The sequence below is a fragment of the Zafaria cholistanensis genome (assembly GCF_008580665.1).
Classification (GTDB): domain Bacteria; phylum Actinomycetota; class Actinomycetes; order Actinomycetales; family Micrococcaceae; genus Zafaria; species Zafaria cholistanensis.
Genome location: NZ_BKDJ01000007.1, coordinates 34,857 through 48,373, shown reverse-complemented (window position 1 = coordinate 48,373; position 13,517 = coordinate 34,857). Strand labels below are relative to the sequence as shown.

Below are 13,517 nucleotides of genomic sequence, written 5' to 3'. Positions count from 1 at the left end.
TGCGCGGCCCGCCGCTGCGTTTGGGGGGCCTTGTTTCCCTCGGCCGTCCATGCTTGGCTGTAGGCAGCCGGGAGAGACGGAGGGCCAACCCCCACCGGTACTCGCCAGTGGCCCGGGCGCCGCAGCGGCGCCGCCCGGGGTTTCCCGCCCGGCGCCCTCCCCGCAAGGGGAGGGAAGGTTCGGTGGCACGGACCTTGAACCCTTAACCAAAGATCAAGACTCATTATCGGCATCGCCGTCCGGCCCGCTTCCCACGGCGGTCGCCTTTTGCGGACCGTCCCCCCGGGGCCTGTTGGGCCCGGGAGGACGGGGCAGGACGCCCCGGCGCAGCACCCGCCAGGTGCTGCCCATCCCTTGGGACATGTGAAAGCAGAACCCAAACAATGGAGGACCAGATGAGCTCAGAGGATTTTTCCGCCACCCCGCCCCGGGATCCCATGGATCGCCCCAACCCCCTCGACAGCCCGCCAGCTGCCGTCCCGCCCGCCGGGGTTCCGCCGGCCACCGGGTGGGATCCGGAGGGCGACCTCGCGGCAACCTATCCGGGGGGCACCACGGCAGGCACCACACCGCCGGCTTCCCAGCAGGAACCGGGCATGGTGGCCGCGGGGAAGGAAACCGCCCAGCACGTCGGCGAAACGGCCTCGGAGGAGGCCCGCAAGGTGACGCAGGAGGCGAAGACCCAGGCAAAATCCTTGTTGTCCGACCTTCAGACCGACCTGCGGGACCAGGCCGGGAAGCAGCAGGAGCGGATCGCCGGGAACCTCCGCTCCATGAGCGACGAGTTCAACACGATGATGGACGCCTCCTCTGGCGGCCAAGGCGCGGAACTGGTGGGAATGGCCGGCCGACGCGTTGAGCAGGTCGCCGAATGGCTGGAAAACCGGGACCCGGGGACGATGCTTGAGGACGTGCGCCGGTTTGCCCGGCGGCGCCCGGGGGCCTTCCTGGCTATCGCCGCCGGAGCCGGCCTGGTGGCAGGGAGGCTGGCCCGCAACCTGGCCGCGGATGCGGGAACCCAACCGTCCGGGTCCGGCGGCCCCGCGGCGCCCGGCCCCGTGCGGCCCTCGGTTCCCCCGTCGGCCTGGCCTGCCGACGCGACGACCACCTCGGGGGCCGTGGGGACGAGTCCCGCAGGCGGAGCGGGAATGACTCCCCCGGGCGCGATGGGGAGCACCCTTCCGCCCGCCAACCCCACCCCGGGGAGCTCGGAGACGTACCCGTGAGCGACTACCGTGAGCCCCCCGGGTTCCCCGCCGCGAACGACCCGGGAGCACGTGCCGCCGACACTTCCCTGGGAGACCTGTTCAGGGAGCTGACCGAAGACGTGTCCACGCTGATGCGGCAGGAGGTCCGGCTGGCCAAGGCGGAACTCCAGGAGTCGGCGAAAACCGCAGGCAAAGGCGCGGGGCTGTTGGCCGGAGCCGGGGTGGCCGGGCACTTTGCCCTCGGCTTCCTTTCGCTGGCCATCGCCGTTGCACTGTCCGTATGGATCGGCCTGGGCTGGGCGTCCCTGATCGTCGCAGTCATCTGGGCCATCATCGGCGCAGTGCTGGCCTCGCGCGGCAAGAAGCAACTCGAATCCGTGCGGGGCATGCCCCAGACCGCGGCAACGGTCCAGGAGATCCCGCCCACCCTGAAACCCGGTGAGGAGACACCATGAGCCAGACACCAGAAGAAATTCGGGCGGAAATCGAGCGCACCCGCCGCGAGGTGGGCGGGGACGTGGATGCCCTGGCCCAAAAGGTCAGCCCTTCGGCCGCCGTCGACCGCCAAAAGACGCGGGTCCGGCACGGGCTGCACCGCCTGCGCGAAAACGTCATGGGCGCGGCCGACGACGTCGGAACGTCCGTTGGTGACGCGGCGCACCGGGCGGGCGACGCGGCCCACAGGGCGGGTGACGCAGTGATGCACACGCCGGAGCAGACTGTCCGCGTCACCCGGGGCAATCCCCTCGCGGCAGGGCTGGTGGCGTTCGGGGTGGGCGCGATTGTCTCCTCCCTGCTGCCTCCCACCGAGAAGGAAAAGGAGGCGGCTGCGCTCCTCAAGGAGAAGGTCGAACCCGTCGCCGGTGAGGTCCGGGCAGCGGTTTCGGAAGTCGCCCACGACCTTCAGGAACCCGCCCAGGAAGCTGCTGCCGCCGTGAAGGAGACAGCAACGGAGTCCTTCGAGACCGTGCGGGGAGAGGCCCAGAGCGGCGCCGAAGCGATGAAAGAGGGCGGAACCTCGCAGTAAAGGGGCAATATATGCCCTAACCCTCCCTGGGCCGCCCTTGCCTGCTCGGGCAGGAAAGGGCGGCCCAGCCTGAAAGGCCCGGTACTGAAGACCCAGTCCTGAAGACCTGGCACGGAATACCCGGTACGGAAGGTCTGGCACGGAAGACCCGGTACGGAAGACTGGGCTGACCCCAGCGAAGCCCCACCGCAGGACGGACGAGCAGGACGTACTGCCCATCCCGCGGTGGGGCTTCGCTGGCGGTACTGGCGGAGGGCAGAAGACGTGGATGGACGGGACACGGAAAAGGCGCGGTAAATGAGTCGCGCCGAAGACAGGAGTCACTGAAATGGCCCCCGACAGGAACCCGCGGATTAAGGACGAGGAGCTCTACCAGAAGCTCCTGGACGAGGGAAACTCTGCCCGTAAGGCCGCTCGGATCGCCAATGCGGCTGCCCGCGACGGACGCTCCGCTGTTGGTGAGCGGGGCGGGGAGGCCGGCAGCTATGACGATTGGACCGTCGATGAGCTGAAGGACCGGGCCCGGGAAATCGGGCTCAAGGGCTACTCAAGGCTCCGCAAGGCAGAGCTGATCCATGCCTTGCGCAACTCGTAGGGGCAGGAGGGGACTGGATATGGAACCAGTCGCAGGAAGGGAACCAATGGACATCTACCCCACCGGCAGGACCAGGCAGCACGCTCACCGCCCGGCGCCGGGCCGCGGAGCAAGGGGCGCCCCGCGCCTGTCCGATCCCAGCATCCCACCGCAGCCCGGGCCCGTTCCCCCTCCGGTACCGGACCCCAGCATCCCGCCCCAGCCCGACCCCACCGGGCCGCCACAACCTGAACCGCCACAACCGGGACCACCGCAGCCCGGCCCCGTTCCCCCTCCGGTGCCGGACCCCGGCGTTCCCCGTCCGGACCCCGTTCCTCCCCCACAGCCGCCTTTTCCGATGCCGGATCCCTTGGACCCCTACCGGCGCCCCGGCACTGCCACGCCTCCACTACGGGAGCCGGACGGCCCCTACAAGCAAGTCCGTTCCGGAGGGCTGCACGATGCCGCTGCGGATGGACTCAGTCCAACAGTTGCAGGACGGCGCGGTCCGGCTGAAGCGCGCGGTCGGCGACCCGTCCCTGTTCGAACAGTTCGATAACGCGGGGATCGATGTAGGCGGAGCGTGCCACGTCCGGCGTGTTGTGCAGGCGTTCCGCCGTTGCCTTCACGGCGGCCTTCACGGCGGCCGCCAGATCCATGCCTTTCTCTGCGGCTTCGGCCAGGGACAGGGCCGCGGTGACCGTGCCCTGCCACGTGCGGAAGTCCTTTGCGGTGAACCCCGGCCCCGCCACCTGCGCGATGTAGGCGTTGACATCCCCGGGCGTCGGCTGCTGCCACCGGGTCCTTTTCCCGCGCCGCACCGGCCCGCCCAGGGCGGGGGCGTTGGCGGGGCGTCGCGGCAGCGATGCCAGATAGGAAGCCAACTGCGGGTCCCGCAGCCGTATTTCCCAGCGCTGGCCCGACTTTCCGGGAAAATCGAGCAGCACCTCTTCCTCCTCCACCCTGACGTGGCGGCGCCTGAGCGTCACCGCCCCGAAGGAACCGTTTTTGCGGGCATAGTCCTCGGCCCCCACCCGCAGGGCGGCACGGTCGATCAGGCGCACTGCAGCAGCCACCGCGCGCCGGGGGGACGCGTCGCTTCCCAAGTCGCGCGTCACTGCCCGGCGCAACTGCGGCAACCTTGCGGCAAAGGCCTGGGCACGGGCGAACTTCTCCGCGTCGCGGGCCTCCCGCCACAGGGGATGGTAGATGTACTGCGTCCTGCCCGCCGCATCCACCCCGGTGGCCTGTACGTGGGCGCCGGGCGAGGTCGCGATCCATACCTGCTCCCACGCCGGCGGAATGGCCAGGGACTCGATCCTCCGCACCGTGGCGGCAGCCCGGATGAGCCGGCCGGTGGACGTCCTGTATTCGAACCCGTCCTTGCCGCGGTCCCTCCGGATGCCTCCGCGGCCCGGTTTCACCTGCACAATGTCCATGCGCCCCTCGCTGAATCCCCGCCCGACGGATGGGTAGGGCCGGGCTCGACCGGCTTCCAGTCAACCAGCCTCCAGGGAACGGGGCCAGCCCCCGGGGACGCCGGGCCGGTTCTTCCCGGCCGGCCGGTCCGTTTCCAGCCCGGCCCTGCCCCCCTCCCCCTTGCGGGGTTCCGGATGACATGGTTGGCTTCACAACACACAGGATCCCACCGCGGCGCCGGAGGACGCGCGCCGTCCCATCCGCGCAGCCGCCCCACTGCGCAGACACTGTTCCGGACGCCACGGGCCATGCTGCCCCGAGGGCGGGTTCGGGGAAGGAGTCACCATGTCCGGCCACACGCCATCGACCATCCTTCTCCCCTGGTCCCGCGCCACACTTGGCGCCGGGGCAAAACGCGGCCACCACCTGCAGGAACCGCGGCCTGCGCGGGGGATGCCCCGGACCACCGGACGCGGCAGGATGAGCCTGACCGCAATCCCACCCCCGGAAAAAACCTGCCGGGCCGGGCTCGGCGCCGGCCACCGCTGAGCCAGACCCAGCAAACCCGACCCGACAAATTCGACCCAACAGACCCAACCCGGCAACCCCGGCCCATCCCCCACCCGAACGACGTGCCCGGCCACCACCCGTGGAGGGCGGGATTTCAGGAACTGGAGGAAACACTTATGAGCATCTCCCCAAACAACGGCAACGGCGAGAACCAGCCGCAGGGCAGCCCGCCGGAGAAGGACCAGTTGTCACTTGATGACCCCACCACCCGCCATCCGCGGATCAGCCCGCCGGAGCAGGACCAGCCGGAGCCGGGCCTTGATGCCCGGCTGGAACCCCATGCCGACCATGGCGAGGAGTCCTATACCGGCACCGGACGCCTGAAGGGACGCAAGGCCTTGGTTACCGGTGGCGATTCGGGCATCGGCGCGGCGGTGGCCATTGCCTTCGCCAAGGAGGGCGCCGACGTCGCCATCGCCTACCTCCCGGCCGAGGAGGAGGATGCCCGTGACGTGGCCGCCACCATCGAGGCGGCCGGCCGGACCGCCGTGACGCTGCCCGGGGACCTGACGGACCTCGAATACCGCCGCCGCCTGGCCCACGACGCGGCGGAGGCGCTGGGCGGGCTGGATATCCTGGTCAACAACGCGGGCAAGCAGCTGAGCGTGGAACGGCTGGAGGACCTCGACGATGAGCAGGTGCGCACCACGTTCGAGGTGAATGTCCTGGCAATGTTCACCATCACGCGAGAGGCCTTGGCGCACCTGCCCGCCGGTTCCAGCATCATCAACACGACCTCCATCCAGGCCTACTCCCCTTCGCCCCACCTGCTCGACTATGCCTCGACTAAGGCCGCCATCAACAACTTCACCAAGGGACTGGCCGAACAGCTTGCTCCCCGCGGAATCCGGGTCAACGCAGTGGCGCCGGGCCCCATCTGGACACCGCTGCAGGTCTCCGACGGCCAGCCCAAGGAGGCGTTGCCGGAGTTTGGCCACAACACCGCGCTGGGGCGCGCGGGGCAGCCGGTGGAGCTGGCCCCGGCCTACGTCTTCCTGGCCTCGCCGGAATCCAGCTACGTGGTGGGAGAAACCCTCAACGTCAACGGCGGCAAGCCCTCGCCGTGACCGGGACTGCCCCCTGCGGGTTCGCAGGGGGCAGTCCGCGGCGGTGGGGCTGGGGCGCCCGGCGGCCGCGAAGTTGTGGCGGGATACGTGTCCTGGGGCAACAATCCGCGCACGACCCTGCACCCGAGAGGCATCGGATGATTCCTTCCCTGCGGATCCCCGAAGTGGGCCTGTCCTTCCTGCTCCGGGGATACACCACCATTTCCTGGCATTGCGACCGGTTGGAGACGGATGCCTTCTACGGAAGGCTGCTGGGGCGCCGCACCCTATTCCTGCGCGGGCTCGATGCCGCCCGGCTGGTCTACCAGCCCGGCGCCTTCCCTCGCGCCGGCGCCCTTCCGCTCTCGGCCGTGGCGCTGTTGCAGGACCTGGGCAGCGTCCAGCAACTGGAGGGGCATGCCCATGACCGCCGCAAAGCGCTCTTCCTCCGCATAGTTTCCCCGGGCCACGCCGGGCTGCTGGCCAATGCGTTCGAGGCGGAATTCGAGGCTTCCCTTCCCCGTTGGCGTTCCGCGGGCCGCGTGGCCTTGCATCGGGAACTCGTGGAGGTCCTGACCCGGGCCGTCCTTCGATGGGCCGGGGCCGGCACAGAAGCCGCGCACGCAGGGGAGCTGGCCCGGGAACTGGATTCCATGGTGGCCCATGCGGGCAGTTTCGGTCCGCCAAACTGGCATGCACGGCTGTTGCGCCGGCGCACCGAGGCCTGGGCCAGGAACACGATCCGCGCCGCGCGAAGCGGAAAGGCGGGAGCGGAGCCTGGGGACGACCCGTTGCAGGCACTGGCTCTGTTTACCGAAGCCGACGGCTCCCTGTTGGAGGAGGGGACGGCCGCCGTCGAACTGCTCAACGTACTCCGCCCCGTGGTGGCGACATCCCGTTTCCTGGCCTTCGCAGCCTTGGCCCTTGAGCAAAACCCGGCGTGGGCGCGGAACCTTGCGGCGGAGGATCCGGCAGACCTTCGCTGCTTCGCGCAGGAGGTCCGCCGCACCACCCCTTTCTTCCCCGCCGCCGGCGGGCTTGCCGCCAGGGAATTCCAGTGGGACGGGGAGACCGTGGCCCCGGGGACGCGAGTGATGGTGGATCTCTACGGGACCAACCTGGACCCCCGGCTGTGGAAGGCCCCACGGGCCTTCGATCCCGATCGGTTCCGTGGAGGAGCCTGCGCCAGTGCGCTGGTTCCCCAAGGGACCGGCGACCCCCTTGCCAGCCACCGCTGCCCCGGCGAGGACACGGCACTGGCCTTGGTGGAACGGGCCACGGTCCTGTTCCTGCGGCACAGGCTGCGCCTTCCGGCCCAGGATCTCACGGTGGATTTGCGGCGCATTCCCGCGTTGCCCCGATCAGGGATCGTCGCATCGTTCGGTTGAGGTGCGTGTCCCGGCGCCGAGATGCGTGCCTGGAGGCTGAAATGCGTATCCCGGGGCAATGGGAAGTTCAGTTCCGGCCGCTCAACCACGCCTCCGCGGCGGCGCCGGCGAGGCACTCCTGCCGGTATTCGTCGCAGATGAAGTCCAGGATCCGCGACCCCAGCTCCGGCTTGGGAGAGCCGATCGCGTCCGTCGCGTATGCCACGCGGAAATCATGGGCAAAGGCGTCGGCTCCTGTCTGCGCCACGCAACTTTGCGCCGAGACCCCTGCCAGCAGCACCTTCTCCACCCCGGCCAGACGCAGGCGCTGGGCCAAATCGGTGCCAAGGAACGCGCTGTCCCGCAGTTTGGCAACGCGGTGGGCGCCCGGCAGATGGAGGCCTGGGAGCAGGGAGGCTTGGGCGGTGCCGGCGAAATTGAAGCCCTGCCCGTCATCGCGCATGTTCAGGGTCCACGTGCACCGGTCTTGGGCATGCTCTGTGACGATGGTGAACACAGGCGCGCCGGCCGCACGGGCCTGCTCGGCCAGGGTGTTCGTCGACTCCACGATACGGGTCCGGTCCCGGGACAGGACGGGATCCTCGAAAAATCCGTTTTGCAGGTCGATGACCACCAGCGCCGCACGGTCTTTGCTCTTTTGCTCCATGTGTCTCCTCCCCCAGCCGGGGCCCAATCATGGCCAAGCGGGTGGCCGGGTCTTCCCCGGCCACCCGCCACTGCGGCCAAGAGCTACTCGCCCAGGCCGTCCTTCACGTCCTTGGCCGCGTCCTTGACATGTTCGCCTGCCTGCTTGGCCTTGGCCCCGGCCTGGTCAGCCTCGCCCTCGGCCTGCAGGCGCGGGTTGTCGGTCGCATCGCCGACGGCCTCCTTGGCCTTGCCGGCGAGCTCCTCCCCCTTGTTCTGCATCTTGTCTCCCAGTCCCATCGGGAGCTCCTTTCATCCGTGCAGCCCCGCAGGGCCGCCCTCGGTCAGATACGCGCTACGGTGCCGCCGCTACTTCTTCGTCTGGGCGGCCGCCGACTTTTCCGTCTTCGCCTCCTTGTGCTCGAGCTGGCCTGAAGGACCCTCCAGGTGTGCCCGCAGGAACCACTGGAACTGTTCCAGCTCGGCGGTCTGGCCAATCAGCATGTCCTCGGTGACGGGGTCGATTTCACCCACCTTTTCGATGGCCTCGCGGTGGCTGGCCACAAGCCCGGTGTAGACCAGGTCCAAGGCGGCCAAATGTTCTGCGGTTCCGGCGCGGCCGATCGCGTAGTCGTCCCAGTCCCTTTCGGACACCAGTTGGCCGGGCAGCCCGTTGGGCGACTGGCCCAGGGTCGCTATGCGCTCTGCGGTCGCGTCCACCATGGCACGCACCAGGGTGATCTGTGGATCCAGCATTTCGTGGACGCCGATGAAGTCACGGCCCACCACGTTCCAGTGCGCATGCTTGAGGGTCAGCTGCAAGTCATTGAGGGCATGGAGCCGGTTTTGAAGGATTCTGGCCACCTCGTGGCCTTCCTTAAGCTCAAGGCCCGGAACCGTGAATCCTGCTGTCGTGCCGTTTGTGGCGGCCATCAAGTTCTCCTCACGTCACGCCACCGCGGGTCGGCGGCCTGATTTCCAACCTAGGGGTGGCCACTGGGTAAGTCCAGATCCCCCGACGCCGTGGGCCGGGCCCACGACCGCCCGGCACCCCCTCAGGATCCACAAAAAAATCCTGTGAGAATGGGGAACGAAGGAGGACAATGTGAGGTAGCTTACAGCTAAGTGGAATGCCCCGTACAAACCAAGAATCCCAAACCTCAAGGAGAACCTCATGGGAATCATCGGTTGGATCATTCTGGGCCTGATCGCCGGCGCGATCGCTAAGGCCATCAAGCCAGGCGAACAGGGTGGCGGCTGGCTCACCACGCTCCTGCTTGGCGTGGTTGGCGCGCTGGTGGGCGGTTGGATCGGCAGCGCGGTCTTCAATGTCGGACTCGAGAACTTCTGGTCGCTCCAGACGTGGATCCTGGCCATCCTGGGTTCCCTCCTGGTGCTCGTCGTGTGGGGCCTCTTTACCCGCAAGAGGGCCTAACCCCCCTTTGCCGGCCCCACTTCTTTCCCGGTCCCCGCGGCCGGGAGCCGGCGCACGGGCCCCAACGGGGCCGGGCCGCCGTCCTGGATACAGCGGGAATCTGACAGGAGCGAAGCGGGCACCCGATACGAGGAACACGGGCACCTGATTCGAGGAACACCTGATACAGGGAGGGGTCCGGACCGGATGCGGTCCGGACCCCTCCCTCGCGCCTTTGGGGCGGCCCAGGGTTCTGCCCGCTTTGAGGCCCCTTTTCAGGGACGCACTTCCCGGCCTGCGCCCCGCCCCCTGCCCCGCACCGAGGCTAGACCGCCCCCGCCCCCGCCCCCGGGCCCGGGACAACGGAAGGCCACCGCCTCCTGCCTCCTGCCTCCTGCCTCCCGCCTCCTGCCTCCTGCATTAGGACTCAGGGCTCAGGACTCAGGGCTCAGACCCACGGCACCGAGCCGCGGTTGTGCTCGAACACCAGCGAGGTCTGCGTGGAGGCCACCGCCGGATTGGCGGAAAGGTGGTCCAGCACGAACTGGCGCACGTCGTTGGAGTCCTTGACCGCCACATGGATCAGGAAGTCGTCAGTGCCGCCCAGGAAAAACAGTTGGGTGACTCCAGGCAGTGAGCGGATCTCCTCCGCGAACGCCGCCATCAAGTGGCGCGCGCCGGCCCTGATGCGCACGGAGATCAAGGCCTCCAGGGCGTGCCCGAGCACCTCGGGGTCGATGTCCAGCGTGAATTTGCGGATCACGCCGGTCCTTTGCAGGGCGTTCAGGCGGGCCAGGCAGGTGGAGGGGGCGATGCCCAAGTCGGCGGCGAGGGCGTTGTTCGGCCGCCGCGCATCATCGAGCAGGAGGCCCAGCAGGCGGCGGTCGATCTCGTCGAGCTCGACGACCTCGCGCCCCCGAACATCTTTCGTTGTGGCCACGGTCACGCCTTCGGATTCGGAATTTATTTTCAGGTTTCAGCATAAGCCCCGCATAAAATTCCGCACAAGACCCGCACAGCCGCAGAAACCCTAGTGTTGGATCAATAGTTGGATTGGGGGCCCTGCCCGCCGGCGCCCTCGCAGGCAGTGGAACACCGCAAAAAGGAGTCTTGAAATGATTGTTGGCATCCCTAAGGAAATCAAGAACAACGAGTTCCGCGTGGCCATCACGCCCGCGGGTGTCTCCGAGTTCGTGGCCCGGGGGCACCTGGTGGTGGTCGAGGCCGGGGCGGGCGTCGGCTCCGGCATCCCGGACACGGCCTACATCGCAGCCGGCGCCCGGATCGCCGCCACGGCGGACGAGGCCTGGGGGACCGCGGACCTGGTGCTCAAAGTCAAGGAACCCATCGCCGCCGAGTACCACCGGATGCGCAAGGACCAGACCCTCTTCACCTACCTGCACCTGGCCGCCTCCCGGGAATGCACCGAAGCCCTGATCTCAGCGGGCACCACGGCGATCGCCTACGAAACCGTGACCTCCGGCCGCACCCTGCCACTGCTTGCCCCAATGTCCGAGGTCGCCGGGCGCTTGGCCGCGCAGATCGGGGCGGTGCACCTGCAGCAGCCCAGCGGCGGGTCCGGGATCCTCATGGGCGGCGTGCCGGGCACCCGTCCCGCGAAGGTCGTGGTCATCGGCGGCGGCGTCGCCGGGGAGAACGCGGCGGTCGTCGCCGCCGGCATGGGCGCCGACGTCACCATCATCGACATCAGCCTGGCGCGCCTGAAGGAGATCGACACCGCCCATAACGGCCGCATCAAGACCCTGGCCTCCTCCCAGTTTACGATTGCCGCGGAGGTCGCCGCCGCGGACCTGGTCATCGGCTCCGTGCTGATTCCGGGCGCGGCCGCCCCCAAGCTGGTCACCTTGGAGATGGTCTCCAAGATGCGCCCGGGCTCGGTACTGGTGGACATCGCCATCGACCAGGGCGGCTGCTTTGAGGGTTCCCGCCCCACCACGCACACCGAACCGACCTTCAAGGTCCACGACGCGCTCTACTACTGCGTGGCCAACATGCCCGGAGCCGTGCCCCAAACCTCCACCGCCGCGCTGACCAACGCGACGCTCCCCTACGCCCTGAAGATCGCTTCCAAGGGCTGGCGCGCAGCGTTGCGGGAAGATGCCGGCCTGGCCGCCGGCCTGAACGTGCACGCCGGGCAGGTCACCTTTGCTCCGGTGGCCGAGGCCCACGGCCTGAAGTACACGCCCGTCTCCGCGGTGCTTACCGAACCGGCGCTCGCCGGCTGATCCCGCGGCACGACGCCGGGCCCGCCTTCCGCACCCGGAGCGGGCCCGGCGTCGTGCCCGGTGCGCCTGCCATCAGGTGAGGCCCGAGAGGAGTCCGGCTCCCGCCGAGGCAACCATCGCCACGATAAGGGCCCACGTCAGGGGTTTGGTGTATTTGCGCAGTGAGTTCATGGTTCGTTTATCTTAGGCCCGGCGGACAGCCGTGCCCGGTACAGCTTCTTCAGGCCCTCGGCCGGCCGGACCGGCTCCGGCCAGCGTGGCGAGAGCGAGTCCCCGAGCGTAATGCCCCGCATTCGGCGCCCGAACATGGGAAGCACCCACTGGCGCAGCCATTCGGCCTCCCGCAGCACCGCGGCACCGGGGCCGACGCGCTCGGCGGCTTCGAACGGCTCGAACGCCAGCCGGTGGCCCACGCCCAGCAGGTCCAGTACCCGGATGGCCAGGTAGCGGTGCCCGGCCCGGTTCATGTGCAGCCGGTCGGTGTCCCACATGCGCCGGTCCCGGTAGGCGTCCCACGCCCAGTAGTCCACCAGCGTGGCCCCGTGCCCGGCGGCCAGGCGGCGCACCTCCGCGTTGAAGACGTGGTTGCGCCGCTTCATGCGGTCCAGCATGGGGCTGATCGGGACATCGAATCCCGTGAAGAGCAGAACCTGCGCCCCGGAGGCGCAGAGCCGGGCGACCGCCTCCCCGTAGAGCTTCAGCAGGGCATCCATGTCCTGGCGCAGCTCCAGCAGGTCATTGCCTCCGGCATAAAAGGACACCAGCGTCGGTTCCCACGCCAGCGCCGGCCCAATCTGCTCGTCGACAATCTGCGCCAACCGCTTGCTGCGGATCGCCAGGTTGACGTACTCCCACTCCGGGTCGGCTTTGGAGAGCTGCTTCGCAACCCGGTCCGCCCATCCGCGCACCCCATTGGGGAACCTCGGGTCCCAGTCGCCTACGCCCTCGGTGAAGGAGTCGCCAATCGCGACAAACCGCCCAGCCATGCCGGTGATGCTAGGCGCCGAAGAAGGCCGTGGCCCGACGTGAGGGCGAACATGCCGTGAACGGCGGCGGCGGGCGCCCTCCCCGCCCCGCCTCGCTCCGCGGGAGCCCCCCGGCGGCTAGGCTGGGGCCATGGCCGACCCCCGCCCTGCGCTGTGGCTGCCCCGCCATCGGGGCCGGAAGCTGGCACACCACCTGGTCCCGGCATTCGTTGTCGCCGCCTTCCTGTTGGCCTTGGCCGTGGCCGCCTTCCTGCTGGACCACCTGCTCATCGCGGTTTCCATGCTCGCCCTGGCTGCCGCCGCTACCGTCTCCATCCTTCGAGAGTTCCGCCGGCACGGCTCGGTGCCCGCCCCGGAGAGTGCTTCGGTGGTGACCTCCTCGGGGCGCCGCGCCGCCACCCGCTTCGCTATGGCCGGGGCCACCGCCGCCGGCTCCGCGGTCACCGTGGGGCTGGGGGTGGTGACCATGGTCGCCGCGCTCGCGCTCGAGGCGCGGTACCTGCTGCTGCATGGCGACCAGCCCCGCCTGCTGCAACTGCTGGGTTCCGCAGTACTGCTGGTGGTCGGCTTCGGGATCCTGCGCGAAGGACTGCGGCTGGCACGCGTGGCCGCCACGGACCACCCCCCGGGGGTGTACCTGACCCGCAGCCGGATCGTAGTCTCCGGGCCCGACGGCATGAACGAGGTCTACTGGAAGGACGTCGAGTCCGTCGCGGCGGAGAACCCGCGCGGCCGGGTCCCGCTCGGGGACCGCGGCCCGGCCTACATCACCGTCCGGCGAAGGTCCGAGGGGGACGGCTTGGACAGCAGGCGCGCGGCAAGGCGTGACTTTCTGCGGGAAAGGCGCCACAAGCGCGTCGTGGTTCCGGTCCAGTACCTCACTGCCGACCCCAACCTTCTGCTGAACGCCGTCGAGCACTACCTCACCCACCCGGAGGACCGGCCAGAACTGGGAACCCCCGAAGCCCTGCGCCGGCTTGCGGGCCACGATTAGGCGCGCCGGGGAGGGCGCGTG

Annotated in this window: 15 protein-coding genes; 9 read left to right on the top strand and 6 right to left on the bottom strand. The window is 69.1% G+C overall.

Annotated features, from left to right (window positions below; all coding sequences use genetic code 11):
- Positions 1-395 precede the first annotated feature (395 nt).
- From NCCP_RS08000 to NCCP_RS07985, 4 genes are all read left to right on the top strand, one after another.
- Positions 396-1,226 carry a hypothetical protein gene (locus tag NCCP_RS08000; protein ID WP_149956722.1) on the top strand — a complete coding sequence of 277 codons (831 nt, stop codon included), beginning with the start codon at positions 396-398 and terminating at the stop codon, positions 1,224-1,226.
- Positions 1,223-1,663: a phage holin family protein gene (locus NCCP_RS07995; protein ID WP_225873756.1), complete on the top strand. Its 441-nt coding sequence runs from the start codon at positions 1,223-1,225 to the stop codon at positions 1,661-1,663. Before NCCP_RS08000 ends, NCCP_RS07995 begins: the two co-directional genes overlap by 4 nt.
- Positions 1,660-2,235 carry a DUF3618 domain-containing protein gene (locus tag NCCP_RS07990; RefSeq protein WP_149956721.1) on the top strand — a complete coding sequence of 192 codons (576 nt, stop codon included), beginning with the start codon at positions 1,660-1,662 and terminating at the stop codon, positions 2,233-2,235. Before NCCP_RS07995 ends, NCCP_RS07990 begins: the two co-directional genes overlap by 4 nt.
- Before the next feature lie 328 nt (positions 2,236-2,563).
- Positions 2,564-2,830 (top strand): DUF7218 family protein, encoded by a 267-nt coding sequence (locus tag NCCP_RS07985; protein WP_149956720.1) that lies wholly within the window; start codon positions 2,564-2,566, stop codon positions 2,828-2,830.
- A gap of 458 nt (positions 2,831-3,288) precedes the next feature.
- Here the strand turns inward: NCCP_RS07985 and NCCP_RS07980 are convergent, their stop codons facing one another.
- Complete coding sequence (locus NCCP_RS07980) at positions 3,289-4,248, bottom strand: DNA topoisomerase IB (RefSeq protein ID WP_149956719.1); 960 nt, start codon at positions 4,246-4,248, stop codon at positions 3,289-3,291.
- Between the two features lie 666 nt (positions 4,249-4,914).
- Here NCCP_RS07980 and NCCP_RS07975 point away from each other — a divergent pair.
- Together NCCP_RS07975 and NCCP_RS07970 are read left to right on the top strand one after the other, a co-directional pair.
- A complete protein-coding gene (locus NCCP_RS07975; protein ID WP_149956718.1) occupies positions 4,915-5,865 on the top strand; it encodes an SDR family oxidoreductase in 951 nt (316 codons plus the stop codon).
- Positions 5,866-6,002: 137 nt separating this feature from the next.
- Complete coding sequence (locus NCCP_RS07970; RefSeq protein WP_149956717.1) at positions 6,003-7,232, top strand: cytochrome P450; 1,230 nt, start codon at positions 6,003-6,005, stop codon at positions 7,230-7,232.
- 67 nt (positions 7,233-7,299) lie between these two features.
- On the opposite strand, the gene NCCP_RS07965 is transcribed toward NCCP_RS07970, so the two are convergent.
- The 3 genes from NCCP_RS07965 to NCCP_RS07955 form a co-directional block, all read right to left on the bottom strand.
- Positions 7,300-7,878 carry a cysteine hydrolase family protein gene (locus NCCP_RS07965; RefSeq protein ID WP_149956716.1) on the bottom strand — a complete coding sequence of 193 codons (579 nt, stop codon included), beginning with the start codon at positions 7,876-7,878 and terminating at the stop codon, positions 7,300-7,302.
- A gap of 83 nt (positions 7,879-7,961) precedes the next feature.
- Positions 7,962-8,156: a CsbD family protein gene (locus NCCP_RS07960; protein ID WP_149956715.1), complete on the bottom strand. Its 195-nt coding sequence runs from the start codon at positions 8,154-8,156 to the stop codon at positions 7,962-7,964.
- A gap of 69 nt (positions 8,157-8,225) precedes the next feature.
- Positions 8,226-8,789 (bottom strand): Dps family protein, encoded by a 564-nt coding sequence (locus NCCP_RS07955; protein WP_149956714.1) that lies wholly within the window; start codon positions 8,787-8,789, stop codon positions 8,226-8,228.
- 241 nt (positions 8,790-9,030) lie between these two features.
- Between NCCP_RS07955 and NCCP_RS07950 the strand changes: the two genes are divergently transcribed.
- Entirely contained in the window at positions 9,031-9,291 is a 261-nt protein-coding gene (locus NCCP_RS07950; protein WP_149956713.1) for a GlsB/YeaQ/YmgE family stress response membrane protein, read from the top strand.
- Positions 9,292-9,718: 427 nt separating this feature from the next.
- On the opposite strand, the gene NCCP_RS07945 is transcribed toward NCCP_RS07950, so the two are convergent.
- Positions 9,719-10,210: an Lrp/AsnC family transcriptional regulator gene (locus tag NCCP_RS07945; RefSeq protein WP_149956712.1), complete on the bottom strand. Its 492-nt coding sequence runs from the start codon at positions 10,208-10,210 to the stop codon at positions 9,719-9,721.
- Between the two features lie 175 nt (positions 10,211-10,385).
- On the opposite strand from NCCP_RS07945, the gene ald reads away from it, so the two are divergent.
- A complete protein-coding gene (gene ald / locus NCCP_RS07940) occupies positions 10,386-11,516 on the top strand; it encodes an alanine dehydrogenase (RefSeq protein ID WP_149956711.1) in 1,131 nt (376 codons plus the stop codon).
- A gap of 167 nt (positions 11,517-11,683) precedes the next feature.
- On the opposite strand, the gene NCCP_RS07935 is transcribed toward ald, so the two are convergent.
- Positions 11,684-12,502 carry an SGNH/GDSL hydrolase family protein gene (locus NCCP_RS07935; RefSeq protein WP_149956710.1) on the bottom strand — a complete coding sequence of 273 codons (819 nt, stop codon included), beginning with the start codon at positions 12,500-12,502 and terminating at the stop codon, positions 11,684-11,686.
- A gap of 130 nt (positions 12,503-12,632) precedes the next feature.
- Here NCCP_RS07935 and NCCP_RS07930 point away from each other — a divergent pair, with 130 nt between their 5' ends.
- A complete protein-coding gene (locus NCCP_RS07930; protein WP_149956709.1) occupies positions 12,633-13,496 on the top strand; it encodes a hypothetical protein in 864 nt (287 codons plus the stop codon).
- Positions 13,497-13,517 lie beyond the last annotated feature (21 nt).

What these genes read in the sequence shown, in the direction of transcription:
- NCCP_RS08000 (WP_149956722.1), top strand. Translation starts at nt 396, where the DNA reads ATGAGCTCAGAGGATTTTTCCGCCACCCCGCCCCGGGATCCCATGGAT.
- NCCP_RS07935 (WP_149956710.1), bottom strand. Translation starts at nt 12,502, where the DNA reads ATGGCTGGGCGGTTTGTCGCGATTGGCGACTCCTTCACCGAGGGCGTA.
- NCCP_RS07970 (WP_149956717.1), top strand. Translation starts at nt 6,003, where the DNA reads ATGATTCCTTCCCTGCGGATCCCCGAAGTGGGCCTGTCCTTCCTGCTC.
- NCCP_RS07980 (WP_149956719.1), bottom strand. Translation starts at nt 4,248, where the DNA reads ATGGACATTGTGCAGGTGAAACCGGGCCGCGGAGGCATCCGGAGGGAC.
- NCCP_RS07950 (WP_149956713.1), top strand. Translation starts at nt 9,031, where the DNA reads ATGGGAATCATCGGTTGGATCATTCTGGGCCTGATCGCCGGCGCGATC.
- NCCP_RS07930 (WP_149956709.1), top strand. Translation starts at nt 12,633, where the DNA reads ATGGCCGACCCCCGCCCTGCGCTGTGGCTGCCCCGCCATCGGGGCCGG.
- NCCP_RS07960 (WP_149956715.1), bottom strand. Translation starts at nt 8,156, where the DNA reads ATGGGACTGGGAGACAAGATGCAGAACAAGGGGGAGGAGCTCGCCGGC.
- NCCP_RS07965 (WP_149956716.1), bottom strand. Translation starts at nt 7,878, where the DNA reads ATGGAGCAAAAGAGCAAAGACCGTGCGGCGCTGGTGGTCATCGACCTG.
- NCCP_RS07985 (WP_149956720.1), top strand. Translation starts at nt 2,564, where the DNA reads ATGGCCCCCGACAGGAACCCGCGGATTAAGGACGAGGAGCTCTACCAG.
- NCCP_RS07990 (WP_149956721.1), top strand. Translation starts at nt 1,660, where the DNA reads ATGAGCCAGACACCAGAAGAAATTCGGGCGGAAATCGAGCGCACCCGC.
- NCCP_RS07955 (WP_149956714.1), bottom strand. Translation starts at nt 8,789, where the DNA reads ATGGCCGCCACAAACGGCACGACAGCAGGATTCACGGTTCCGGGCCTT.
- ald (WP_149956711.1), top strand. Translation starts at nt 10,386, where the DNA reads ATGATTGTTGGCATCCCTAAGGAAATCAAGAACAACGAGTTCCGCGTG.
- NCCP_RS07975 (WP_149956718.1), top strand. Translation starts at nt 4,915, where the DNA reads ATGAGCATCTCCCCAAACAACGGCAACGGCGAGAACCAGCCGCAGGGC.